The following is a 24,528-nucleotide window of genomic DNA, read 5'->3' on the forward strand; positions in this document are numbered from 1 at the left end:
TTCGTTGTCGTCCGCGCTAACGGCGACTTTTATAATATACCACAGTTCGTATCAGTAATGCAAGTACTTTTTTTAATTTCTTTTTGCATCGCTTGATTTCACCGTGTCCGCATTCAGTAGCTTTTTCAGCGGCGAGATATAATTTATCACAGAATGATATGCCTAGTCAACGGTTTTTTCGACATTTTTTTAATTGTTTGTTTTACCACTCGCGGAGGCATATCTAAGCTCCAATATTCCATTATAGAAATGATGCGACGGTTTCGCGATTTCGAGTATACTGCCGCGGTGCACTAGCTTCTGGAGAAGCACCGATATCTCCAAAGACAGACCGACCAAATCCGGATGCTTCATTAATTCTGAAATAGACCACGACTCGTCGCGGCTTCCGATTAGTCGTATCAGAAGCGAGCATGAGGATTCCATCTTATTCAGAATGGTGAACTCGCAAGCAAGCAACACCAACTGCACCCTTTGCTCCAGCGTCTCGCCGCTTGTCGTTAATTCCTCGAACAACTTATAGATCCCCGGGTTCACTCTTCGCATTTGTTCCCATACGGTTAACTCAGGGTGCATGCCTTCTTCAACGAGGGCAATATGCGCCCAATAATGAAGGGAAGCCAATACATTGGAATAGGCATCCAACACCTGTCCATCCCTAAGGTCTTGTTTGGCCTGTAAATAAGAACGAACGAATTGCGAAAACTCGCTAAGAAGTTTCTGCTCGCGAATATGCGGCGACCATTCCATTAATCGATCGCGAAGGCTCGTTAAGTAATGGTCCTTATCGATCAGAACTTCCCCTTGCACTAACCAATAGATGACATTGCGGTTCGGGCTGCTGACAATCCAGCTTTCCAACTTCTCGCGAGTTACTCTTCGCACCAGAATGCGCGCATCGTTCCAGATCAAGTGCTCGGAATCTTTATAGGTTGAAGCGTTCGTAATAATAAGAGCCAATCGATCCATCCCGTCGATCAGAGGTTGATAGGAGAACGGATTCGCAACAAGAAGAAGGCTAACAATCCCCTCCTCTTGACCTAGCTGCTCTAAATAGAACGAATTTTTGACTAACGACTCCACATCATTCACATCCTTATTAAAGTTCCAGATCTCGCACGTTCGATGCGAGGTGGTCTGTCCACAAAATGTGAGCTATAATTAAATTACGAGTATGGTCTAGTTCTACAACCAATGCCCTGTTTCCTGCTTCCTGCGGGAGTAGAGTTGATGGTATAAAATAGAACTTCGCCATGTGTTCTTTTAAGATGGGAGACTACAACATGAAATGGAAAGCCAGCAAAATATCAACGATGCGAACTTGGGGACTCCTGCTCGTGCTAGCCGGCATGGGGGTCATGGTTTTTGGAACAAGCGGAATCCTGCTGTTCGGTGAAGTCGGCAAAATCATCGCAGCAATCTTCATGGTGTTCGGGATAATCAGTTGCTTCATCAGCATGGGAATCTATTTCTGGGTCGGCATGTTATCCACTAGCGCCCCGGTCATCGACTGTCCCGAATGCTCGAAAAGAACGAAAATGCTCGGAACGACGGATCGCTGCATGTATTGCCACACGATTCTTACGCTTGACCCAGCCAAAGCGACCGAAGACGCTATTAGCAAAGCCCATTCCGACAATGCTAGCGACACCCCGTTGCCGACTCAATCTTAATATCCGTATAACAAAACCTCCGATGCAGACGCATCGGAGGTTTTCGGTTTAGAGCGATTACTTAGATCTGTTCTGAAGCGTCTTATCCAGCGTTCCCCAAATGTCATTCGTTTCGAATCCGCGACGCCATGAAGCCACCCCGGCCAAATTATATTTTCGCGCCAGCTCCGCACGAGCTTTAATTGAAGAAGCATCCTCGATCCATATCTTCTTGACCAACTTACCTTCTTTGAATTCGATATAGTTCTGGCCAGTCTCTTCAGAGTATGACGGCTTCAACTTTTTGTCCGTTATCAATTTCGCGACGGCTTCCATGTTCATCGTTTTGGACGAGACATTAACTCCGCCTTTCCCGTTCGGTTCTTCCGTCCATATCCTTGTATAGAGGGGAACACCCAATATCAACTTATCAGACGGAACCCGATCCTCTTCCACAATGCGTTTAATCGAGTTTTCCACCCATGGAAGGGAAGAGACGGATCCGGCTACGGGGCTCGATGCCCAATGCTCGTCATAGGCCATTACCATCATAAAATCCACACTCGCTCCTAGCCTTTCCCTATCCAGAAAAACGGACCACATCTCGCTGTTGGATTTAGGAGTCACGTCAATGGATACGACAAGGTCGTACTCATGCAGGAGCGGCGTAAGTTCTCTAACAAACTGCACTAGGTTATCTTTGTCTTTCGTATAGACGTTTTCGAAATCGATGTTGACTCCCTGCAGCTTGAACGTCTTCGCATAGGCAAGCAGTTGCTGGATCATCGCAAAACGAGTCTCATATGTCGCAAGCGCGGTATGCGTCCTATCCGGTTCGAATCCATTGCTGAACAGCCCCCACACTTGAATGCCTTTAGCACGCGCCCATGCCGAATACTGTGCATCCGCTTTACTGCGAATATTCCCTTTGCCGTCTACCAACTCGAACCATGTCGGACTAACGACATTAACGCCGCTAAGCTCTCCTATTTTCTTGGTATCCGGATTGGCTGAGTAAACGGCTTCCCATGTCAGATTGATTTTATTGCCGCTGCTCTTCCATGCGACGAAGGGTTCCTCGGTTGCGGAATCCGAAGTAATCGTCTCAATAGCCAGCAGGGAAACAGCACCCTTGGACACGTATCCGATATTCCCGGCTTTGGACTGGGCCTTATACCAGCTGTCCTCTTCGCCCCATAACCGCAAGTCCGAACCTGCAGGCAAATCCTCAATGATCGGAAATGATTTACCCGGCCCTTCTCTTAGCTTGATCCCTTTGCTCGTTTTCTCCGGAACAGCCGCATGTTGAATGGCCTCTCCAGGCATGAAAAGCGAGACGATGCCAGAAGGCTTGCCGATCTCCGCCTTCACGCCGAACAATTCCGTAAGTGGAGCTACGGGCAAATAGAGCGTATCATCTACTTTCTTGGCCGCGAACCGAAGAGAGAAAGGTTTCCGGTTCAGCGTGGCATCTAATTCACCGGTCTTAAAGTGCAGTACCTTCGTATCTGTCGTTAGAACGACGGTCTCCGATTTCTCTTCATAATGAACCCCGTCACCCAATAATCGCTCGGCGATGTCCAAGGGAATCAATAATCCCTCTTCGGTACCTATAGCATTAACGTCCGTCCATTCCCCTTTAAACATAATCGGAGAAGGGTTCGAAATATATTTAGGCTGGATGTACGATGTATTGGCCGAATGGGATGCCCTCCACCAAATTACCGCAATCGCCGCTATGACGAAAATGAGCAAGAGCAGTATCCATTTACCGGATCTTTTGCGCGAACGGCGCGGTCCGGCCATCAATTCGGAATTCAATTCCATTCACTCTCCGTTTCTGCATATCTGGATGCAACGCTTGTCCTCTTAAGATGTACGATGCTACGGAACGAAAGGTTGCTAGTTTCGCTTGATGCGGACTGCCTGCGAACTAAAAAAACACGCCAAGGCGTAATCCCCGCGTGCTTTAATAGCGTAATCGTTAAAATTAAGAATGCATGCCTTTGCAAGTCGGACAAAGCCCGTAGATCTCCAGACGGTGACCGAAGACGCTAAAGCCGGTAGAAGCTGCTGCCGCTCTCTCCACTTCCTTGACCGGGGGATGGTCGAAATCGACAATCGTACCGCAATTCGTGCAAGTTACGTGATAATGATCCGACATATCGGCATCAAAGCGGCTAGAATCGTCTCCGTAAGTTAGCTCGCGAACAAGACCGGCATCTACAAAAACCTTCAGGTTGTTGTAGACCGTCGCCACGCTTAAACTCGGATACTGCGGAGAAAGTGCGCGAAAAATATCGTCTGCAGTAGGATGCGAGAACGATTCCATAAGATATTGTAATATTGCGTACCGTTGCGGAGTCATCCGGACTCCACCGGATTTGAGCTGGTCCACGGCATGCTCGACCTTGGATTCCATGCTCTCACAGCCTTTCGTATCACATCTGCAAGTAGATGATATAGATTACCTATATTCTACGTTTCACAATTGAACATTGTCAATGGAAGATCAACCCCGATAGAACCGATATGTTCTAGTTCCCTTTGCGATGTTGGGACCGACCTTCCCATAACCAAAGTCCAACGCCAGCTCCGATCAGTACAATTGCACCGAACATAGAGCCGAAGGAATTAAAAAGCCAATGCGTCCAATTCGTACCCGACAAGATCAGAATAACGACGCCTGATCCCGCCAGCAGTAAAATTCCGACAGGCGGAACGCTTCGTCCGTGGCTTTGCTCCATTGCAGGCTTGACTGCATTCTCACTCCATCCGTTCTGCATCGCGGTAGGGGATCCGACCAACTGCCCCGTCGCCATGGCCTTGCGTTCATTCACGATATCCGTGCTTTGAATTGCGTCGAATAGGCTATAGAAATAGATGATGAGAAGGACAAAGCTCAGCAGAACGATGAACAGTACATTATCGCCTTCATCAGCCGCATATACGATAGCCGTAATATCGAAGGCTACGAGTAGCATGATAGCGATTGCTTTAATCATTAACCCTAAATACATATGCCCGATTCCCGGAACTAGAAATGCCAAAATACCGGAGATCCATTTCCTTTTTCTAGCTATTCGCTTGTGCCCTTGCGGATACCCATTTGGAATGGCATACCCAGACCACGGCTGTTGATGTTGCTGCTGTTGCGCTCTTTCGCCCTCATCCGGGCTCGGCGGCAACGGATATTCGTTGTTGCCCCATTCTCCCGACTCGTTCATCCCCATACCTCCAACTCCATTATTCCGCTGCAACGGACCTCACTCCGGCCATGCGATTGAGGTCATCCGCTAAACCCATCAATTGCTCCCTGTGCGGAAGAATGACGGTGATGATCATACTCTGATGCTTATGCTCGAGGCCGAGATCGCTGTCGTCCGTGCCTATGAATCGGACTTTAACCAATTTCACGCCACGATGCGTCAGAAGCTCCTGTACATGCTCCATTCGGGGCTTCTCACCATCAAGCATGAGAGTAAATGTACATTCCCTCCGGTTGTTCACATACCGCTTCTCCACGATATTTAATCCCCACAAAATAAGCAGTACCATTACCGCGGATAAAACAGCTGGCAGATAAAATCCCGCTCCGACCGTTAAGCCTACGGCCATTACAACCCAGACCGAAGCGGCCGTCGTTAAGCCGGTAATCGATTTGCCGGTGAACAGGATGGTTCCCGCTCCCAGAAACCCTACTCCGGTGATAACTTGCGCGGCAAGACGCGCCGGATCTAATCTCACATTCGGTTCGCCAACGAAGTCGGCAAAACCATACATCGAGAGAATCATAAGCAAACAAGAGCCCAAACATACCAAAGTATGGGTCCGTAAACCCGCCGCATGGTTTTTTCGTTCTCGTTCGAATCCGACCAGTCCTCCGAGTAAGACGGATAAGAACAGGCGGATAACAAGATGCACGTTGTCAATTACCCATGGATTATGCATGCGCATCCCTTTCATCAGTTCATTTTCATCATTGTAACACGCTAGAAATTGACCATACAATGGTTTTTGGACGGGGACGAACCTAGGCTGAAGTCGGAGTTGAAAGACTAGAGGCGTGAAGGCAAACGAATAAGCTTAACCATCTCAATCCCCGCTATCGGCTTGAAAGTCTCATGACGAACAAAGCCTAATCGTTCATACAAAGCAATGGCTGGCAGGTTGCGAATCTCAGCCATAACGGACCACATGCAGAGATTGCGCTGATCAGAAAATAGATATTCCAACATGCGGGTGGCTATCCCTTGGCGCAAGTAATCAGGATGAACCATCAGCCTGCAAATCGTAAGATCACCCAATCGTTCGCGTTCATACGAAACAGCGCCAAGCAATTCCCCTTCCTCATTCCGAAATCCGATAAAAATTTCTCCGCAAGCTTGCAGCGATTGAATAGTATCTTGCAATGGAGGCAAGTCGGGAACCCCGATCAAGGCAGCCTCGATCCGATAAGCCGGGTGCTGCAACGCCCACACTTCCTCCGCTACTTCCCGACGCTTGATCTCTATTACCGCAATACCCATAACTAACCCTCACTTTCCGATAGAAGGAACAAAACGACAAACCCGCCATATAGCGAATTTGCCGTTTCCCCGATGCTTTATGCGTTCAGTCGCTCCACTAACAGCTTGTTCACAAGCCCAGGGTTAGCTTTGCCTTTTGTTTCTTTCATGATCTGGCCGACAAGGAAACCGATCGCCTTTTCTTTGCCGTTACGGAAATCTTCTACGGATTGCGGATTGGCGGCAATAATGGCGTCTACGATCGACAGGATCGCACCCTCGTCGCTAATTTGCACCAAACCTTGCTCCTCGACGATCTGTTGCGGCGATTTACCCGTTTCAATCAAGCCCTTGAACACGGTTTTCGCGATTTTCGTGCTAATCGTGCCTTTCTCGATTAATTGAATCATCTCGCCTAAGCCTTGTCCAGTGATCTTAACGTCGCTGAGCTCCAAGTTATTGGCGTTCAAATAACCGAGTAAATCTCCCATAATCCAGTTGGCGGATGCTTTCGCATCGCTCGTATGCTTGAGGCTCATCTCGAAGAAATCCGAAAGCTTCATCGACGCGGTTAGAACACCCGCATCATACGAGGATAGGCCATACTGTTGCATATATCGCGCTTGCCTTGCGTCCGGCAACTCGGGAATCGAAGCTTGAACGCGGGTTTTCCATTCCGCATCGATATGCAGGCGAACAAGATCCGGGTCAGGGAAATAACGGTAGTCGTGCGCTTCTTCTTTGCCGCGCATGCTGATCGTCTTCCCTTGCCCTTCGTCCCAGCGGCGCGTTTCTTGTACGACCGTGCCCCCGCTATCGAGCACGTCGGCCTGACGAAGCTCCTCGTACTCGAGTCCGCGCTGTACTCCGCGGAAGGAATTCATGTTTTTTAACTCCGCGCGGGTTCCGAACTTCTCTTGTCCATAAGGACGAATACTAATGTTAGCGTCGCAACGGAGGCTGCCTTCTTCCATCTTCACGTCGGAGACGTCACAGTATTGCATGATCGCTCTTAGTTTCTCCAAATAAGCTTTCGCTTCTTCCGGGGAACGGATATCGGGCTCGGACACGATTTCAACAAGCGGAGTTCCGACGCGGTTTAAGTCGACTAAGGAGCCGAAGCCTCCGTCCATATGCGTCAGTTTACCGGCGTCCTCCTCCAAGTGAAGACGGGTAATTCCGATTCGTTTCGTTGCACCGTTCACTTCGATGTCGATCCAGCCGTTCTGGCCGATCGGTTGGTCGAATTGCGAGATTTGATAAGCTTTAGGCGAATCGGGATAAAAATAGTTTTTGCGGTCGAACTTGCACCATTCCGCAATTTCGCAGTTAATCGCCATGGCGGCTTTCATCGCGTATTCTACCGCCTGGCGGTTAAGGACTGGCAATACTCCGGGATGCCCTAAGCATACCGGACAAGTGTGCGTGTTAGGCGGCGCGCCGAAAGAAGTCGAGCACCCGCAGAAAATTTTCGTTTTCGTGTGCAGCTCGACGTGAACCTCAAGGCCGACGACCGTTTCATATTTGGACATGTTGTGCTCCTCCTAAGACAGTGCCGGACGCAGGTCATGAAACCCGGTTTGGCTTTCGAATGCGTGCGCCGCTCTCAGTACCGTCCGCTCGTCGAACGGTTTGCCGATAATTTGCAATCCGACTGGCAAGCCGTCCGCCGTTCCGCATGGAATGCTGATCGCAGGCACTCCCGCCAAGCTGACGGGAATCGTACAAATATCATTCAAATACATCGTAAGCGGATCGCCGACTTGCTCACCCAATTTGAACGCGGGAGTTGGCGCCGTCGGTCCGATAATTAAGTCGTATTTTTCGAACGCTTGATCGAAATCTTGCTTGATCAAAGTACGAACTTGCTGAGCTTTCTTATAATAAGCGTCATAATAACCCGAGCTAAGCGCATAAGTACCTAACATGATCCGGCGCTTTACTTCCGGCCCGAAACCTTCGCTGCGAGAACGACGGTACAGATCGATCAAATTAGCCGGATTGTCCGCCCGAACGCCGTAACGAACCCCGTCGAATCGAGCTAGATTGGAGGAAGCTTCGGAAGAAGCCAACAAATAATAAGTCGCGATGGCGTATTCCGTATGCGGAAGGGATACTTCCTCCCACACGGCGCCCATCGATTCGAACACTTTTAACGCTTCCAGCACGCGTTCCTTCACTTGAGGATCGATGCCTTGCCCTAAATATTCCTTAGGAACGCCGATGCGCAAACCTTTGACATCACCCGTCAACGCGGACAAATAATCCGGAATATCCACTTTAGCTGATGTGGTATCCCTTTCGTCGTGACCTGCGATGGCTTGCAGGACATAAGCGGAATCTTCAACGTTTTTCGTGATTGGGCCGATCTGGTCGAGAGACGATGCAAAAGCGACCAACCCGAATCGGGAAACGAGGCCATAGGTTGGTTTAAGTCCGACAACCCCGCAGTAAGCCGCGGGCTGGCGGATGGATCCGCCCGTATCGGAACCTAACGTAAAGTAGACTTGCCCTGCAGCGACCGCAGCTGCCGATCCACCGCTGGAGCCGCCGGGTACGCGCTCTAAATCCCAAGGATTGCGAACGAGACCGTATGCGGAATTCTCATTCGATCCGCCCATAGCGAACTCGTCCATGTTCAACTTACCGATCGTGACGGACTGCGCGGCACGTAATTTCGTAACGACCGCCGCATCGTAGATCGGATCGTGGTTCTCAAGAAACTTGCTTCCGCAAGTCGTCCGCAAGCCTTCTGTGACGATGTTATCCTTGATGCCTGCGGGCACGCCGAATAACAAGCCCCGTTCTCCGCCCGCTGCAAGCTGAGCATCGAGCGCCTGAGCTTCTTTACGCGCTCCCTCTTCATTTAAAGCAAGGAAAGCGCCAATCTTGTCGTCCGTATCGGAAATCCGTTTAATGGAATGCTCCACCAGTTCGGCAACGGATAATTGTTTATTTTGAAGACGATTATGTAGTTCGGCCAATCTCAAATCAAAAACCGACATGCTAGCTCCTCCTAATCTTTATTCCAGAACCGCCGGCACTTTAAATTGCCCGTCCTCTTCTTCCGGTGCATTGAGAAGTACTTTCTCAATCGGCCAAGAAGGCTTAACGACATCTTCCCTCATCACGTTGGCGAGAGGCAGTACGTGGCTGGTCGGTTCGATGCCCTCCGTGTCCAGCTGGTTTAATTTCTCGGCATATTTCAGAATAGCGTTTAATTGTCCCGCGAATTGTTCTTTCTCCGCATCGGACAGCTCTAAACGCGCCAGATTGGCAACATGCTCGACTTCTTTAATCGTGATACTCATGCTTGTATAACCCTCCTTATTTCCGCATATCCGCTCATTCTTTTCATTATATCGGACAAACTAAGGGAACTCAATGACAGGTAAATGCTTTAAGGTATCGGAAAACGGTTAAAATAAGACGATGAATGCCGACGTTAGGAGGGATTAACATACCCCGTTACCATAGCGCAGTGGGCTCAGCTCCATTAAGGGATTACGGACTCGTAGAATTCGCCTCGGACGATCCGGTAACTCTTAAGACGTTAAATGAAGCCATTATCGAGTGTGCCACCTCTCCCAATGAGGATAACGCTCTTGCTTTACGTTATGACAATCAACAGATGCTGCTCAAACTGATGAGCAAGCTGCAGAGAACAATAGAGAAGCGAAATGCCCACAACGTGCAATGCCGAATTTCATACGATACCGATCAATTGGAAAATGAGGACGCGAGCATCGAAAGCCATAACGACGGCTGGATCTCGCTTTCCGAGCTGTTCGGCGAAGTTGGTGGCAGAAGCGTGTCCGATTATATCTTGTATCGCTTGTTCACGACTTATTTGCAGCCTATCGTTCTGCCCAGCGGCAAGGCTGTCGGATATGAGTTTCTGTTGCGCCCGTTGCCGGAGCAATCTCCATTTCGTCCGGCGGAGCTGTTCGAGGAAGCCCGAAGGATCGGGCAGCATTCTTATCTGGATAGGGCGGCCAGACATTCCGCGATTCAAATGGGAGCTTCTCACCTCCCATCCGGCATGAAGCGATTCGTCAACTTTCTTCCTTCCTCCTTGCATCAACCGAAAACTTGCCTTAAAAGCACTTTCGAGACTATCCGGCAATCCGGAACCGACCCGCGCGATTACGTATTCGAAGTGATGGAAACCGAGCCTCTCGATGATCCTCGGCTTCAGAACGTGTTCGAAGTCTACCGCCAAGAAGGAGTTCATCTTGCCCTCGACGATGTGGGCTCGGGATTCGCGACATTAGATATTGTAGACGAATTACGGCCCGATTACGTGAAAATGGATCGAAGATGGGTCAGTAGCTGCGAGGGCGATCCGCAAAAACAGCGATATATCGATCGGCTGCTTGAACGAGTATCCCGGTTTCACGGTGTTGTGCTGGCGGAAGGCGTAGAGCGTCAGGAAGAGTGGGACTACTTAAAAAACGCGGGAGTACCTTTGTTTCAAGGTTATCTGTTCGGCCGCGCAACTCCGATACCAACGGAAATCCCTGTCGAAGCAAGGTAGAAAAAGCACCGGAAGCCTCTTGTAAGCAAGAGATTTCCGGTGCTTTTTGGAGTGCGAATACCGTTACGTTACGCTTTCGGCATCGTCTTAGGTTAGATCCATGCTTTTAAGTTGACTTGCCGAATAAATTCCTCGCGACTCAGCACTTCCTTGCTGGACTCTTCGACAATCTCTTCCTCTTCCTTGCCACCGTTCATGATACGCTTGAAAAGTTCTTCGTTTCGGGTAACCAAAGCGAAGTCGATCAAGGCTTCTCTCTCGATCCGCTCTACTTCAAGCTCCATCAAGGTTTCTTCTAATTCAATATCTTCGCCTGGCACGTAAAACTGTCTATTGGCTTTCGGTACACGAATAATATAATCAAAAGCGCTATCGTTATTGCGGTCATAAGCGATAACATACCCATATTCGCCCAAGGGCAAATTTTGCTCAAACCGGTCATCCACGATGATAATTTTCTCTCCCAGCTTCAGCATACCGATTCTCCCCTTCCATGTTTCCGGTAATACTACTATCCTACTAAAAAAGCATTACCTTATGCAAATGGAGTCGTATTTATGCTGTCTACGAGAGTAATCTATCCCTTTTTCCTTAAGACCGCTCCTTTTGCCGCAACCGTTAACAGCGTCGCGATGCTGATCACCGTAACGATAGCGGAGCCTGCCCAGCTCGGCGAACTTCCCGTAGTCAGCTTGGAGATCGCCGCGGCGTCGAGTCCGGATGGCAGCCATGAAAGCTTGTTATCGAATAAGCCATGAACCAACTGCAGAACGATCGCGCCGCCAAAGGTGATAAAAGCGGCAGCCGCGGGAGAACGGAGCAAAGCGCTGGTCATAATCGTAACCGTACCGATGAACACGAGCCAGATATAATACAGAAGCGCAGAGATAAGGACGTCTCCCGAATTCGGAACGCCGATTAATAGATTCGTGTAGTACCACGATCCGCCAAACCCTAAACCGAACGCAATCGAGACGATCAGGCAAAGCATGACCCATTTGGACGCCACGTAAGCTAACGGAGAGACGGGTTTGACGAGAATCCAATCCGCAGTGCCGTTCCGCTTCTCTCCGGCAATCGTTCCCATGAACGCCAGACATACGGCTAGCAGTCCCACCGTTCCGAACTGGCTGATCGTTTGCCCCAATACCTCCCCGGGAGTTGGAACCGGGATTTGGATAAGCGTGCCTTCAGGCAGATTGCCGGCGGAGGCAAGGATGTCCGGCATGAACTTCGCCGTAAGCGGTTGAAGGAATCCTAGCAAGAGGAATACCGCCGGCAACCAAATCAACTTAGCCGTGCGGAGGGCTTCGCGCCATTCTTTGTGAAGCAATATTCCGAAGCCGCTCATGCCTGCACCGCCTCAACGAACCATTGTTCGAGCGATTTACGGCTAACCTCGAAGGTCAGCAGCTTTACTCCTTCATCCAAGGCGCTCCGCAGCACCTTATCCCTTACGGAATCCATTTCGTCCGTGTGAACGCGACATTGGCTCTTCCCGCCGTCCACCTTCGTCACGCCCTGAATCCGCTCAATTCTTCCGAGCCAATTATTCGCTTTTTCTCCTTCTTCTACGACGATATTCAAGTAGGGGGCGCCCGCGGCTTGGCGCAGTTGTTCGATCTCCCCCTGCATCATGACTCGACCGCGATTCATTAAGATCAGCTCATCGCAAACTTGCTCCGCGTCGTGAAGAACATGGGTGGAGAGTACGATCGTCATCTCCCGCTTCCAATTGTCCAGCATCGTGAGTACGTCACGTCTTCCTATCGGATCCAAAGCGGAAACGGGCTCGTCCAACAGAAGCAAGCGCGGACGATGAACGACGGCCTGAGCCAGTCCCAGACGCTGCTTCATACCTCCGGAATAACCGGAAACGCGACGATTCGCTGCTTCTTTCAACCCTGCCGCTTCCAGCAATTCTTTACCGCGCTCCGCCGCTTCCTTGGAGGACAAGCCGCATAACCTGCCGGCGGTAACCATCGTTTCGAATCCGGTCATCCAACCGAAAAACGCGGGATGCTGCGGGAGGAACCCCATCCAACGTCGCCTGTCGGAGCTTAGATCGCTATTCATGACGAGCGTGCCGGACGTCGGATCCAACAAACCCGCTAATAGGGATAACGTCGTCGTTTTACCCGCTCCGTTAGGCCCCAGCAAGGCGATGCAACGATTCTCGCCGATGACGAAGCTGGCTTGGCTGAGCGCATCTGTTTTTCCGTATTTGCGAGATAACCCTTCTGCCTTTAGTAGGTTCATAGTCAGCTCTCCTTCCTTCCGAACGCGAAAAACAAGATCGGTCCAACGATATTAACGAGAACGATCACCGGAACCCATACCCACTTCTTCCCCCGAACGGAATCCATCCGGAATAAAAACGTTAATGCCGTCACCATCAAAATAAGCTGGATGAGGACCACCGGAAGCAATATCATTAGAAGATCTGATTTATCCATCGTTATTCCCTCCATCCTTTAGTCTGTTTCTCCTTCTGCTTCAAGCTTGCGTTTGCGTTTTCTCCGCCACTGCAACAGCAAGTATACGAGCGTTGGACTCGGAAATTGCGTCAATCCCCATAGTCCCCAGAACCATGCTCTTCCTCCCCGGTTTCGGGCATGTATGAACAGTACCGTGCTCTGCGCCAGCAACAGAAGTCCGATGAAGGTCCACAACCACCAGTTCCCCTGCATGGATGCTTCAGTCATAGGTCGACGCCCCTTTGCGCCAAGAAGCTTTAAATTCGTTAATCGCCAGGGGAATACCGACGATGACGGATATTCCTTGCAGCAGCCAAAACCAAGCCGATATTCCCGAGCCGAGGAAAAGAACGCCCGAAACAAGCGGCACCGCGACCGACCAGAAGAGGAGTAAATCTCGCCATAAGCGACGTCTCGTAACTTGGCGTTGTCTATGGACTAGAGATTCCCATACGTCTAGCGGTGCGGGAGTGACGGAATAGGTTTTCTCTAGCACTTCCCAATCTTGGCGCAAATCCGTAATGAGTTTATTGTCCTGATCTTGATCAGTAGGCTTCATCCTTGACTCGCTCCTCTCGGATTTTTCGAATAACGTAATGAACTCTCGATTTGACCGTGCCTGGCGGTAGGGACATCATCTGTCCGATTTCCTCGTAGGTGTATCCGTAATAATGCTTGAGCACAAGAGGAACCCGATCTTCATTCGCGAGCTTCTCCAGGCTTGACAGTAGCTCGGTCCATTCCGCCCCTCGAGATTCCGTTTCCCATTGCAAAGCGGATATCTTTGATTGTTGTTTCAAGCTTTCGTGTTCCCGTTTGCGTTTACGAAGAAAATCGAGATACAATCTCGTACCGATCGTAATGAGCCATGACGAGAACTTAGAGCTGCCGTCGTATCTATCGATTTTCTCGATCGCCCGAATCATCGTCTCCTGGGTAATATCCTCCGCGAGAGTTCGATTCATCGTTGCTTTGAGTAAATAGTGAAACACGATTCCGTAATGCTCTCGGAGTAACGAAGCCAACTCGGCAGGCGGGATTCGTCCGATGCGGGAGTTGTTTGGAGTGGATTTCGGCATAGGTTTGACTCCCGCCTCCTTCTGAGATTCGCGTTGTTCGCGATGGGTTCAATTAATACGTTTCCCGATCGCAAATCGTTCAAGCCAAAATAAAAAAACAACGATAGCCATTTTCTGGGTACCGTTGTTGAGAAAATACAGGATATTCTCAAGGCAATACAAAAATCTTCTCCGGAGACACCGTTAATGCCTTGCAGCCGGTTTCCGTAATCAGATACGTGTTCTCTACGCCGACGACGCCTCGTCCCGGAAACGTGAATTTGGGTTCGACGGCGATCGTCATTCCGGGTTCCAACGGGGCTCGAAAACCTTTGGCAAGCACAGGCCACTCGTCAATCTCGAGTCCGATCCCATGCCCCAGAAATTTTACTTGGTCACGGCCAAACCCCATGAAATGCTCCGACAATCCTGCAGCCTTAGCCATCTCTACGGCTTGGAAATAAATCTCCTCGGGGATAACGCCCGGACAAAGCGACTGCTCGCTCATCCTCATGATCTCCGCGGCGGTATCGTAAGCGGCACGAAGATCGGAATCAAGCTCGCCTATCACGGCCGTACGCGTCTGGTCGATCACGTATCCGTCGATGCAGCAGCCAATATCGATCAGAATCGGTTCATTTCGGCCGATCGGGCGAAGGCTAACGCTCTTCGGAGCGGCCGGAGACAATCCCCTCCCCCCCGCGGGACCATCGAAATACGAAGGCTCCGCTGCCGCTTCTCCCGCCGCAACGATACCGGTCATAATCTCTTGGTTGTAATTGCGCATCCTCATTAATCCAATATGCTCGTTTCTACGAATCGAGTATTCGATCTCGGCCATCAATTCCAGCTCCGTCATACCTTCTCGCAAGCTAGCCAAGCCCGTCTCAAGAGCAACCGCAACGACTTCCGCCGCTTTAGCGATGCGCTCGATTTCATAAGGAGATTTCACGCTGCGAACATTCCTTAGCAACGCCGATGCATCCGTCAACTTGGCTTGAGGAATCGCTTCCGCGAACCGCAAATACAGTTGAGCAGGCATCACGTCAAGATCGGCACCGATGGAAGGCAAAGGATCGGACAGTGAAAATAGATCCGGGTAATCTGACGACAGTTGATTGCCGAAAGCACGGAATGAGGCTAACTCCTTTGTTGGCACTCGCGATTCCGCAAGCGCCCGGGCAACGCTTCTTCTAACATAAAAGGTAGGTTCACCTTCAACGGGAATAAACACATAACCGGTTTGCATGGAACCGGTGAAATAGTAAATGCCGACGTTCTGCGAAACCAAACAGCCCGTCCATCCATTCTCTGCTAGTTTACGCTGCATCCTGATTTTGCGGTTTGACCACTCGTCTTGAGCTGGAAAAGCATGCATGTCTTAGCGCCCCTTTATTGTCCTTGCACTCGTCATTATTACAACAAAGAAGAAGCATGTCGTCAACCGAGTGAAAGAAACCTCTCGGCATAAACAGCTTCCAAACGTGAACCCATAGCGAACCGATAGAGGTCGACAATGCCGCAATGTGGTCGATAACATGGGGATTAGGGAGAATTACTAGCGGTTTCGGATTAGCGGTTTTGCATGCCATTATTGCCTGCAACGGGGCTAATAGTAGTCACTATCGGGCGGGGCTGTCGTTGAGAGGGGCTCACGATGTTTTGATAGCGACATTTTGATAGTGATGGTTTGATAGTGATGTTGGTATACGCGCACTCGTTAGCGGCATTTCTTGCCGTTATTTGTTGAAAAATAGGGGGTTGAAGGATAGTAACAGATCTAAGGGCCGTTATATCTTTGGATTTTGACCAAATCCAGCCATTTCATGGATTATAGTGGCATTCGCTGCCGTAATGCACTCTATAACAAAGAGTTTAGAGAGAATTAGCGGTTTCGCATGCCGTTATTGCCTGCAACGGGGTTAATAGCAGTAACTATCGAGGCGGGGTTGTCATTGAGAGGGGGCTTTTCCTGACGGTTTGCATTGGTTTGCCTGCGTTGAGGGCACTGGGCAAGAAATTTCCAAAGAGCTATCCCAGCTCGAATCCGTTCGGATCGGCAGGAACAGCTCTTATTGTTTTTCTCTCTCTTCAAAACACCAGTTCTGCCGATCCCTTCAAATCCCACTCCACCGGATCGAGTACGCCGAATAAACGCGGATATTTAACGTGGACGATTAGTACCACCCCTGGGCGGTCTAGCGTAACTTCATAGCTATAGAGAGGGTTGCGGTAAGTGAACGGAAATACTTCTTCTTCGTTAATGATTTCGAAGGCCTTCACTTCGACAGCTTCCCGAAGAAAACTGCCTGGCAGCGGGTGGAGTTCGGTATCCAAGGATAGATTTTGCTGCAAATAAGCTAATATCGCTCCCTCCGCAAGATCGGACTGGATAGAAACAACTCCCATTTCCAGTTTACTTCGGTCTAACTGCTGAGCTGCGGCATGTGCGGCACGGTCTACGGCTCGCTTGGCATCGTGCACCGTCCCCATCGCGATCTCTTCGTCGACTTGCAACGCATGGAGCATCCACCAGATGACGATCATAAGCACGCTAAATACAAGTTTAGCCATAATGCGGTCTACTCCTTGTTATCGGCTGGGGACATATTCGCTCATCTTCATTCCTCCACCTGCAATTCTAGCGTCATCGGAAGGAGGTTCAACGCCGATCAAGCGATCGATATTGAGTAGGTTTTCATAAGGATAAGTAATCCGAAGTCGAATCCCGATCCCTCTCGGCAAAGGAGAAGCCGCATTATCTGCCTCCACTCCCGATGTGGATGCCACTTCATACAGAAGCGATGAGGCCTGAAATCCGTACCCTTCCAGCCGTTTCCTCGACTCCGCTACCATTCCGCCGTCAATATATCCGTACCTTCCGCTTGCACCGACTTCTAGCAAATAATCAGCTTCTTGTTGAAGCAGCGCCTGCCGAATCACCAGCACATGCTTGTAGATAGGAGAAAACATGAGCCAACAAAATAAAGCGGCGAACAGTAAAAACACAAGCAACTGTTTCACGGGCTGATCCGGGAAATTTGGTCCGCCATTCGCCCGCCGGACGATTCAATTCGTTGATTCGTGCCTTCATCGCCCTGTGTAATCGAAGTGTACAGCAATACTACCGTGACGATCAGCAGCATGGTCATTAACAACTGACGCATGGGCCATTCCTCCTTTCCTCTTAAGGCGCCAAGTTTCCGAGCGTTGTGTTCGCCGAGTTGCCGTGTGTTTCAATCCGTGCTTTCGTACCCGTATTATCTTGAGCGATGATTGTGTTAAACAATAAAGCCACTACGATAAGCATCATAACCGTAATCAGAATGTTCCTCATCCAAACACCTCCTTCCTAAGGATTGAGAGCATCAAAGAGCTTAGCCGCTTCTTGAACCCATGGATACAAGAAGATTTGAAACGTATACAAGATCGGAATCCCCGCCAACACGAACAAAAGATAGGAAGTCGTTTCTTTGCGGCTATCCTTGGCAAGTTCGATTTGCGCTTTATAGTCCCGCACCACTTCTCGCAGCATGTCGTAGATTTCATCGCTCTCGCTCAAGCGCAGGGAACGCAAACTCTCGGCGAATCCATAGGCTTCATCGGTTCCTAACCGTTCCTTAAACCGCTTTAAGGCCGCATCGGCGTCATGGTACCATTCGTTCAGCAGCAGCCCCATTTCACTTCTAATGTACCGGGTCAGAAGAAGACATTTCATCAGTTTGCCGTGAAGATGCTGCCTTGAGCCGGTATAGTAGAGCAGTTGGCTACTAACGGCCACGATCTCTCGCCTGATTCGGTCGGTCCGGTAACGTCGAATCGATTGGAGCCACGTGCGATCGATCGCTACCAATCCGGTTACGATTAAGAGCGCAATTAATATATTCCAGCTGACAACCGCGGATATTTGTTTCTTATCTTGCAGGACGTACATAATTCCGCCAATAGTGGGTAACACGAATAACAAACAGCGACGATAGGCTAAATACACTTCAGGCGGATAACGAATTCCGCAGCCGACGAGCAGCATTCGTCTCTCTTGCAGACTAACGCTTTCCCGGTCCGTCCTCCACAGCCGAAGCCACCAGATGGGCGTCCTCCGCTCGCGCCAACCCTTCAGATGAATTCGCCAGCGGTTGCGCGGCGCGAAAGAAAGCCTCAAGAGAATGGATATACTGGCAAAGACGAGCGCAAACTGGATCAGGCCGCCAATCCCGACAGTGAGAGCATGCATGTAATCTTTCACAATCGGTCACCTCATCTACATTTTTCTCCGGGATAAATAAAGGCCCATCATAAGCGATCCGAATAGGAGCACGATTGCGTTCAGAAGCATGCCTCTGCCTCCGGAATCCAAAATGTAATATCGATAGCTACCCTCCGGGTTCAATCGGAAGTTCACGCCCATAAACAACACCAGGAATAATACCGGCGTGAAGTTAGCCATTCGCACTTCAAGCAACCGATGGCGCTCCACTTGATTGGCCAATTGGGCTTTGCGCATATCCGTTATCAGCTCCTTCAGGTTATCCGATACGTTATTCCCCTCCTCTATCGCCACTTTGAGAATGCTCCCGAAATAGTCAGCCCACATATTGCCGAATGATAATGAAAAGCGGCGTAAGCTTCCTTCGTCATCTCCCTTTACCGATAAATTTCGATAGAGCTGCTCGAATACCGCTTGTACTTCCCCTGGCAGGCGGCGCTCATCTACTGTTTTTTGTAGGGCGACCCGAATGTGGCGACATCCGGTTATTAAATAACTTTGGTAGAATAGCTCCACTGCGGGCAGGAACTCCAATCTTGTCGCCATCTGCCTATTGATTAAAGACATACGAACAATTAAATAGGGCAGGCAGCCTAATACTCCGAACAAAAGAAGGACGGAACGAAAAGATTGAAACACAAGTACTCCGCCAGCAACGCCTAGCAGCCCCATGACCAATGAACAAATAACAAACCCTTGCGGCTTTAACCGCCATCCTAGAGCTACGAGTAGATCGGATACATGCTGATGGGGTTTGCTTAACCGCGTCCAATGCTGCACGGGATCAAAATGCCAACGGCCTGTTTGACTCGACTTGAGCCTTCGTTTGCGCGATTGGTTATCCCACCAAACCAATAATCCGAATCGGAAACTCAAAAATAACAATAAAAACAGCAATCCGATTACCGACGCGATAGCAAGCTTCATCATGGGATAGACCCTCCGAAGGAGAATTTCCCAATCGTTCTATAGCTTTCGGGGTCCAATCTGGAAATCTTCTGTAACGCTTTGTCCGAGAACGGCTCCGGAAAAACCCAATGTCCGGATGTCTCCTCGAACCGGACCAACTCCCTCACCCTGACCGCCCCGTTGCACCACTCGAATTCTCCTACGCGGACAAGTTTCCTGACGCCGTCAACCATCCGCATCTCGAACCCGATATGCGTAACATGCTCCGTAATGCGCCGGATCATGGAAATCGGATTCATTCCCCTGCCATCAAGCATGCACATATCCGTAATCGTGTCCGGAACATCCTCCAGACCGTTAGCGTGCACCGATGTAATACTTCCTTCATGACCGCGAGTGCAAGCCCTCACGTATATATTGGCATCTTCATCCCTAATCTCCGCATGACAGATGCGCTGGGGGGATTGTCGCAACGCCAACTTGAATGCTTGGCGCGGTCCATGCAGCGGATCATCCTCATCGGATTCGTACTCCACGACATTCTTATCCGGAAAATCCCTCGCCAGCATCAGCTCGTACCGGCTCTCGATCGTTACGATTCTTTCTTCGTCGGGCATAGCGGAGATGAGCGCCTTAATCAGATGAGTCTTACCGGTATTCGTTGCACCGATGACGACCATATTCAAACGGCTACGCACGATTAGCAGCAGTAGCTCGCGAACGCGATCATCCATCGTCCGATACTCGGGGCTGCATAACGTCTCTAGGCTGAACCGTTTGACCGTGTATAGTCGGATGGTAAGCGTTGGCTGCGCGGTAAATCCAAAACCAGTTAAAGTGACCCGCGAACCATCCAATAGCAGCACTTCCGCCCACCTTTTCCGAGGATTGATCCGATCGTTATTGAACAGCACAAGGTTCTGTTGAATCCTCTCGACATGGGCCAGCTCTTGAAACCGATACGGAGAAGCCGTTGCTTTGCCGTCCCTCACTTCGAAGATTCTCGTGCCGACGACTTGAACTTCCTCCAAACCTTCCCGATTGCGGAGCACTAGCTCAAGCACGTTCATCCCGATTACCTCCGCGAACAGGGCTTCCGCTAAAGTTGCGTACGGCAAGCTGCCGAAGGAAACATGCTGCAGGCGCTTGCGAATAATCCAGTCCGATATAATCGCAAGCATCTCGGCTCGCTCCTGCGGAAAGCCGATCACTGCACGGTTAAGCTTCTCGGCATATTTCCGACGCTCCTCTTCGCTCCAGCCTCTAGGAGTTGCCAGCATATGGCGGATTTCTTCCGTATACGACCTCAAGCTCGCTAAACTATCCGATTTCTCCTCCGCAGGCATGGCCGTCTTGCTAATCGAAGTTTGCAAATTAGCCGCATATTCGGTCGAAGAAAACCGCTTAGCGGCACCATTGGCACTCACCGGTTCCTCCTTCTATGCACCATCAGCCTTCTTAGCCACGGACGGTCGGACTTTTGCAGCCTTTGCACCCAGTTCAACCGATTGAGTAATGGGTTAGCAACCGCATCGAAAGCAGCGGCATTCCTCTCTTCCGCTGCCAGCCACTCATCCAACCTGCCGCTATCCAGTTGAAGATGTACGCTCTCCAACAGCCGCAATTCCGTAAACTCGGTACATCCGGTTTCCTTGCGAATTTCCTTCATTCGAAATCCTCCCGTCGTTCGATGGTTACTATGCAGCAACACCAATTGAAACTGCTCCGGCAACATACCGAATTGCGAACCGACTTGGCCGGTCCATCGATGAATATCTTCCTGAAAATGGCTTAAGCTGTCTGTCGTAACTAAGAAACGCTCATCCGCTTCCCTCATCGCGCACACGGTAGCTGCGTTATCCCAATACGCGCTCACGTCTGCAATGGTCAAATCGAAAGCTTCCCTGGAAGCGGCAAGCAGCCTCTGCATGTCCTCCGGCTCGTAATACTCGGCTTGTTCCCTTGCCATATTACCGAACATAACGTGCAGTCCGCCCAGCCTGGGCGAACGAAAGGCATACTGTTGAAGCTTGTCGCCGGTTAAAGTACCTGCCCGGAGCTCCGGCCGTACCCCATCCAACGTGACGTCCGGCTTGTCTACTCCCAAATACAAGTGGGTTTTGGCGCTTTTCAAATTCAGACATAAATATCCGACCTTGCGTCCCGTCAATGCCGCAATGCGATAAGCCGTGCCGAACGCTGTTAGCGATGTGCCGATATTAGGCGTCGAGCCAGCAAAAGCTGCCAATCTTCCCGACATTATTGTTCATCCTCCTTAATAGACGAAGCCTGGAAAGCAATAATCAGCTTTGCGGTTCCCCCTTTACAAGCGGTATCCATCGCGAGCCATTGGTCTTCCGTCAAGTTCAAATTAATCGCATCGATCGTCCCGTTAGCATCCCGCCTAGACGTGTACATTCCTTCTTTGTCATCATTGGCCATGGAGATCAAATTCGGATTTTTGGGGTTATCGATTTCCAAATTAGCCGCGGTCTTCACCCCCGCCACTCTAATCGCATCGGGATAAAGTTTACGAGAAACCGTTGCCTCATCCGACAAGTACACGACAACCTCGTCTCCCGCACGAATTCCGTTGGAAACCGATTTGACGTATTCCCTTGGAATTTGAAAGGTCGACTGGCCTGAGCTCGGCAATAATCGATATTTGTCCACCTTCCAACGCAGCACCGGCTCGTTCCCGCCTAGCGGCATGGAGGTTTCCATTCCGACCGCCTCCGACATGTCGGTCATCATCTCCTTCGACACGGCCGACCTTGGCAAAGATAAATAAGTTAAATGCGAAGCTTCCAGCTTCGTGCCAGTCGCGATGAATTGTCTGGGAGCGACAACCGTCGTCGTCTCTTCCAATTGGATATGTTTTAATTGCAGCAAGTACACGCCATACACGAGCATTCCCGATAGGACCGCAGCCGACAAGCTGATTGCCGCGCTTCTTCGTCTGTTCATCTTCTCACCCTCTTTTCCGGAAAATAAAAAAAACGCAAGCGAAGAGGATGATTCCTCCATCGCCTGCGTTCTTCGCAGCGAACAATAGCCTATATGGGCTTGACAAGGCTCACTATATCAAATGCTTACACTTGTGTAAAGCCTTTTTTGACATTTCATGACAAAGCTTCCGTATTATCTGACGAATGGATTCTCGCGCCGTTCTTCCCCGATTGTCGTTTCTTGACCATGTCCGGGCAGCACCAGAACGTCTTCCGGCAATACGTAAAGCTTCTCCCGAATAGATCGGTAAAGCTGGTCTTGATTGCCGCCTGGCAGATCCGTGCGTCCGATCGACCTATGAAACAGGGCGTCTCCCGCAAATAACAGATCGCCTACCAAGAAGCTAACGCTGCCTGGAGAGTGACCCGGCGTATGTTTCACTAGGAAGCTTTCCCCGATCAGTTCGAGAACCTGGCCATCCGCTAAAAGATGGTCCGGCAAGTCCGTCGTAATCGGCGGAGTCACGTCAGCCCACCGGCTGGAACCGTTTTTCCCCGCATCGGTCAACCATTCCTTCTCTGCAGAATGAAGATAGACCGGACAGTTATACCGCTTACGAACGGCATCCACTCCGCCGATATGGTCAAAATGGGCATGCGTGAGCAGTACCGCTTCCACCTTTAGTCCGTCAAGCTTGCGCAATAAGGCTCCGTCCGGCGTGCCTGGATCGATGACTACGGCATGCGTGCGCTCCGAGTTCACGACAACGTATGCATTTGTCTGCAGAGCTCCCAGTGAATATCGTTGAAAGGTTAGCATCCTTTAATCGACCTCAAACCCCAGACAGTATTTCGCGGATTTCCTGCAAAATAACGGTCTGATAGCCGGTACCCTCTCCATAGCGCTGTCCCATCTCTTGTCTTGCGACCGCGATTTTCTCCTGATAGTCCGAAGCTTCACGATCAGGATTAGCCGCTTTGAAAGCATTCATGACTTCCTGAACATGCTTTGGACGCGCGCCCCATTTTCCTAACAGATGTCCGCCAGTGTCCGTGAACAACACAACAGGGATAGCGCGGCCCCCCATCGTGAGATGCTGGTCCATCAGATCCAAATGCTCTTCCATGATCAATACTTCCGTAGGAATTCCTGCTTTCTCCATCGCTTGGAACACGACAGGTACGTTGCGAACGACGTCACCGCACCATTCGGCTGCGATAATCAAGCAACGTAGATCGTCGCGATTGTTCAAAGAATCGTAGAATTCCTCTAGTTCGGCATCATTCCATTGAAATTGATCATACCAGGATTTGAACGTATCTTGGTTTTTGGCCATGCCGTCCACGAACTGACGAGGCGTAAGGCCTTTATGTAATTTGCTGGCGATTAATTGGCTCATGCTTATTTCCCCTCTCTTATGCGGATCTGTTATCTATTTTAGATTGTTTTACCTCTTTTACGCAAATATTGATATACGAAATAACCGACTAATAATGCGAGCGCGATCAGAATAGCTGGCTGGACATACTTGGAAGCCTCTTTGTCGATCGTTTCCCACTTATCGCCAAGAGTGTAACCTACCCATACGAACAAGATGGACCACGGTACGGAAGCGAGCACTGTAAGCCAAGTAAACTGCCACAAACTCATCCGCGCCATCCCTGCCGGAATGGAAACCACCTGACGCATAACGGGTACGAACCTTCCCGTGAAAACGATCATTGGGCCGTATTTGTCGAACCATCTTTCGGCGGTATCGATGTGCTTTGACTTCAAGTGCAAGTATTTCCCGAACTTATCCAGGAAAGGCCTGCCTCCATACCGACCGATTGCGTACAGCAGCCACTGCTGCAATATGGCCCCAATCACTCCGCAAATGACGGCGACCGGAAAGGAGATGATGTCTTGGAATACAAGATAACCCGCATAGCCTAACACGATTTCGCTTGGAATCACTTCAATCGCAAGTCCGATTATAATGCCCCAATAGCCTAAGCTCTCGATCCAAACTAGAATTTGAGCCAACCATTCGTGCAAAGTATCCATCATTAACTTTACCTGCTTTCTCTCCTTAATAACCGTCTCTATTCTAGCATACCGCTGCGGCCTCGTACCAGTAATACGAAGCTCTTATTAAATCGTTGCAGGCTTGTCATGAGAGGACGGGCCCA

Annotated in this window: 31 protein-coding genes; 2 read left to right on the forward strand and 29 right to left on the reverse strand. The window is 50.1% G+C overall.

Going from position 1 to position 24,528, the window contains the following annotated elements; genetic code table 11:
* Window positions 1-189 precede the first annotated feature (189 nt).
* A complete protein-coding gene (locus tag L3D05_RS26815) occupies window positions 190-1,083 on the reverse strand; it encodes a nucleotidyltransferase-like protein (protein WP_239618420.1) in 894 nt (297 codons plus the stop codon).
* A 200-nt stretch (window positions 1,084-1,283) separates the two neighbouring features.
* Between L3D05_RS26815 and L3D05_RS21500 the strand changes: the two genes are divergently transcribed.
* A complete protein-coding gene (locus L3D05_RS21500) occupies window positions 1,284-1,673 on the forward strand; it encodes a DUF2614 family zinc ribbon-containing protein (protein ID WP_239618422.1) in 390 nt (129 codons plus the stop codon).
* A 57-nt stretch (window positions 1,674-1,730) separates the two neighbouring features.
* Here L3D05_RS21500 and L3D05_RS21505 read toward each other — a convergent pair whose 3' ends face one another.
* The 8 genes from L3D05_RS21505 to gatC all read right to left on the reverse strand — a co-directional run bounded on the left by L3D05_RS21505 (window position 1,731) and on the right by gatC (window position 9,471).
* Window positions 1,731-3,479: a glycosyl hydrolase family 18 protein gene (locus tag L3D05_RS21505; protein ID WP_239618424.1), complete on the reverse strand. Its 1,749-nt coding sequence runs from the start codon at window positions 3,477-3,479 to the stop codon at window positions 1,731-1,733.
* Window positions 3,480-3,642: 163 nt separating this feature from the next.
* Window positions 3,643-4,074 (reverse strand): Fur family transcriptional regulator, encoded by a 432-nt coding sequence (locus tag L3D05_RS21510; protein WP_239618426.1) that lies wholly within the window; start codon window positions 4,072-4,074, stop codon window positions 3,643-3,645.
* 115 nt (window positions 4,075-4,189) lie between these two features.
* The gene (locus L3D05_RS21515; RefSeq protein ID WP_239618428.1) at window positions 4,190-4,879 is read right to left on the reverse strand and encodes a hypothetical protein; all 690 of its coding nucleotides are present in this window, start codon (window positions 4,877-4,879) and stop codon (window positions 4,190-4,192) included.
* A gap of 19 nt (window positions 4,880-4,898) precedes the next feature.
* Window positions 4,899-5,603 carry an MgtC/SapB family protein gene (locus L3D05_RS21520; RefSeq protein WP_239618429.1) on the reverse strand — a complete coding sequence of 235 codons (705 nt, stop codon included), beginning with the start codon at window positions 5,601-5,603 and terminating at the stop codon, window positions 4,899-4,901.
* A 107-nt stretch (window positions 5,604-5,710) separates the two neighbouring features.
* The gene (locus L3D05_RS21525; protein ID WP_239618431.1) at window positions 5,711-6,181 is read right to left on the reverse strand and encodes a GNAT family N-acetyltransferase; all 471 of its coding nucleotides are present in this window, start codon (window positions 6,179-6,181) and stop codon (window positions 5,711-5,713) included.
* A gap of 77 nt (window positions 6,182-6,258) precedes the next feature.
* On the reverse strand, window positions 6,259-7,692 hold the full coding sequence (gatB, locus tag L3D05_RS21530) for an Asp-tRNA(Asn)/Glu-tRNA(Gln) amidotransferase subunit GatB (RefSeq protein ID WP_239618432.1): 1,434 nt from the start codon (window positions 7,690-7,692) through the stop codon (window positions 6,259-6,261).
* A gap of 12 nt (window positions 7,693-7,704) precedes the next feature.
* Window positions 7,705-9,165: an Asp-tRNA(Asn)/Glu-tRNA(Gln) amidotransferase subunit GatA gene (gene gatA / locus L3D05_RS21535; protein WP_239618434.1), complete on the reverse strand. Its 1,461-nt coding sequence runs from the start codon at window positions 9,163-9,165 to the stop codon at window positions 7,705-7,707.
* Window positions 9,166-9,183: 18 nt separating this feature from the next.
* Entirely contained in the window at window positions 9,184-9,471 is a 288-nt protein-coding gene (gatC, locus tag L3D05_RS21540; RefSeq protein ID WP_239618435.1) for an Asp-tRNA(Asn)/Glu-tRNA(Gln) amidotransferase subunit GatC, read from the reverse strand.
* A 125-nt stretch (window positions 9,472-9,596) separates the two neighbouring features.
* Here gatC and L3D05_RS21545 point away from each other — a divergent pair, with 125 nt between their 5' ends.
* On the forward strand, window positions 9,597-10,697 hold the full coding sequence (locus L3D05_RS21545; RefSeq protein WP_239618437.1) for an EAL domain-containing protein: 1,101 nt from the start codon (window positions 9,597-9,599) through the stop codon (window positions 10,695-10,697).
* Window positions 10,698-10,789: 92 nt separating this feature from the next.
* Here the strand turns inward: L3D05_RS21545 and L3D05_RS21550 are convergent, their stop codons facing one another.
* The 20 genes from L3D05_RS21550 to uptA form a co-directional block, all read right to left on the reverse strand.
* Entirely contained in the window at window positions 10,790-11,173 is a 384-nt protein-coding gene (locus tag L3D05_RS21550; protein ID WP_239618438.1) for an ATPase, read from the reverse strand.
* Between the two features lie 101 nt (window positions 11,174-11,274).
* Window positions 11,275-12,048: an ABC transporter permease gene (locus tag L3D05_RS21555; RefSeq protein ID WP_239618440.1), complete on the reverse strand. Its 774-nt coding sequence runs from the start codon at window positions 12,046-12,048 to the stop codon at window positions 11,275-11,277.
* Entirely contained in the window at window positions 12,045-12,956 is a 912-nt protein-coding gene (locus tag L3D05_RS21560; RefSeq protein WP_239618441.1) for an ABC transporter ATP-binding protein, read from the reverse strand. The genes L3D05_RS21555 and L3D05_RS21560 overlap by 4 nt, the downstream gene beginning before the upstream one ends.
* Window positions 12,957-12,958: 2 nt before the next feature.
* Window positions 12,959-13,153 carry a PLD nuclease N-terminal domain-containing protein gene (locus tag L3D05_RS21565; protein ID WP_239618442.1) on the reverse strand — a complete coding sequence of 65 codons (195 nt, stop codon included), beginning with the start codon at window positions 13,151-13,153 and terminating at the stop codon, window positions 12,959-12,961.
* Window positions 13,154-13,171: 18 nt separating this feature from the next.
* Window positions 13,172-13,402, reverse strand: coding sequence for a sigmaY antisigma factor component (locus tag L3D05_RS21570; protein ID WP_239618444.1), 231 nt, complete (start codon window positions 13,400-13,402; stop codon window positions 13,172-13,174).
* The gene (locus L3D05_RS21575) at window positions 13,395-13,733 is read right to left on the reverse strand and encodes a DUF5345 family protein (RefSeq protein ID WP_239618445.1); all 339 of its coding nucleotides are present in this window, start codon (window positions 13,731-13,733) and stop codon (window positions 13,395-13,397) included. Before L3D05_RS21575 ends, L3D05_RS21570 begins: the two co-directional genes overlap by 8 nt.
* Window positions 13,720-14,253 (reverse strand): RNA polymerase sigma factor SigY, encoded by a 534-nt coding sequence (gene sigY / locus L3D05_RS21580; RefSeq protein WP_239618447.1) that lies wholly within the window; start codon window positions 14,251-14,253, stop codon window positions 13,720-13,722. The genes L3D05_RS21575 and sigY overlap by 14 nt, the downstream gene beginning before the upstream one ends.
* A 148-nt stretch (window positions 14,254-14,401) precedes the next feature.
* Complete coding sequence (locus tag L3D05_RS21585) at window positions 14,402-15,610, reverse strand: M24 family metallopeptidase (protein ID WP_239618449.1); 1,209 nt, start codon at window positions 15,608-15,610, stop codon at window positions 14,402-14,404.
* Between the two features lie 713 nt (window positions 15,611-16,323).
* On the reverse strand, window positions 16,324-16,806 hold the full coding sequence (locus L3D05_RS21590) for a hypothetical protein (RefSeq protein WP_239618450.1): 483 nt from the start codon (window positions 16,804-16,806) through the stop codon (window positions 16,324-16,326).
* 18 nt (window positions 16,807-16,824) lie between these two features.
* A complete protein-coding gene (locus L3D05_RS21595) occupies window positions 16,825-17,256 on the reverse strand; it encodes a hypothetical protein (RefSeq protein ID WP_239618452.1) in 432 nt (143 codons plus the stop codon).
* A complete protein-coding gene (locus L3D05_RS21600) occupies window positions 17,253-17,399 on the reverse strand; it encodes a hypothetical protein (RefSeq protein ID WP_239618454.1) in 147 nt (48 codons plus the stop codon). Before L3D05_RS21600 ends, L3D05_RS21595 begins: the two co-directional genes overlap by 4 nt.
* A gap of 20 nt (window positions 17,400-17,419) precedes the next feature.
* The gene (locus L3D05_RS21605) at window positions 17,420-17,569 is read right to left on the reverse strand and encodes a hypothetical protein (protein ID WP_239618455.1); all 150 of its coding nucleotides are present in this window, start codon (window positions 17,567-17,569) and stop codon (window positions 17,420-17,422) included.
* Between the two features lie 15 nt (window positions 17,570-17,584).
* On the reverse strand, window positions 17,585-18,478 hold the full coding sequence (locus tag L3D05_RS21610; RefSeq protein WP_239618456.1) for a hypothetical protein: 894 nt from the start codon (window positions 18,476-18,478) through the stop codon (window positions 17,585-17,587).
* Between the two features lie 15 nt (window positions 18,479-18,493).
* On the reverse strand, window positions 18,494-19,429 hold the full coding sequence (locus L3D05_RS21615; RefSeq protein ID WP_239618458.1) for a type II secretion system F family protein: 936 nt from the start codon (window positions 19,427-19,429) through the stop codon (window positions 18,494-18,496).
* Entirely contained in the window at window positions 19,426-20,835 is a 1,410-nt protein-coding gene (locus L3D05_RS21620) for an ATPase, T2SS/T4P/T4SS family (protein ID WP_239618460.1), read from the reverse strand. The genes L3D05_RS21615 and L3D05_RS21620 overlap by 4 nt, the downstream gene beginning before the upstream one ends.
* The gene (locus L3D05_RS21625) at window positions 20,832-21,668 is read right to left on the reverse strand and encodes a CpaE/TadZ family protein (RefSeq protein WP_239618461.1); all 837 of its coding nucleotides are present in this window, start codon (window positions 21,666-21,668) and stop codon (window positions 20,832-20,834) included. Before L3D05_RS21625 ends, L3D05_RS21620 begins: the two co-directional genes overlap by 4 nt.
* Window positions 21,668-22,375, reverse strand: coding sequence for a CpaB family protein (locus L3D05_RS21630; RefSeq protein ID WP_239618463.1), 708 nt, complete (start codon window positions 22,373-22,375; stop codon window positions 21,668-21,670). The genes L3D05_RS21625 and L3D05_RS21630 overlap by 1 nt, the downstream gene beginning before the upstream one ends.
* Before the next feature lie 174 nt (window positions 22,376-22,549).
* The gene (locus L3D05_RS21635) at window positions 22,550-23,176 is read right to left on the reverse strand and encodes an MBL fold metallo-hydrolase (RefSeq protein ID WP_239618465.1); all 627 of its coding nucleotides are present in this window, start codon (window positions 23,174-23,176) and stop codon (window positions 22,550-22,552) included.
* A gap of 13 nt (window positions 23,177-23,189) precedes the next feature.
* Window positions 23,190-23,756: a thioredoxin family protein gene (locus tag L3D05_RS21640; RefSeq protein ID WP_239618466.1), complete on the reverse strand. Its 567-nt coding sequence runs from the start codon at window positions 23,754-23,756 to the stop codon at window positions 23,190-23,192.
* Window positions 23,757-23,794: 38 nt separating this feature from the next.
* Window positions 23,795-24,403, reverse strand: coding sequence for an undecaprenyl phosphate transporter UptA (gene uptA, locus L3D05_RS21645; protein ID WP_239618594.1), 609 nt, complete (start codon window positions 24,401-24,403; stop codon window positions 23,795-23,797).
* Window positions 24,404-24,528 lie beyond the last annotated feature (125 nt).

This window comes from Cohnella mopanensis (genome assembly GCF_022352055.1).
GTDB classification, from domain to species: domain Bacteria; phylum Bacillota; class Bacilli; order Paenibacillales; family Paenibacillaceae; genus Cohnella; species Cohnella mopanensis.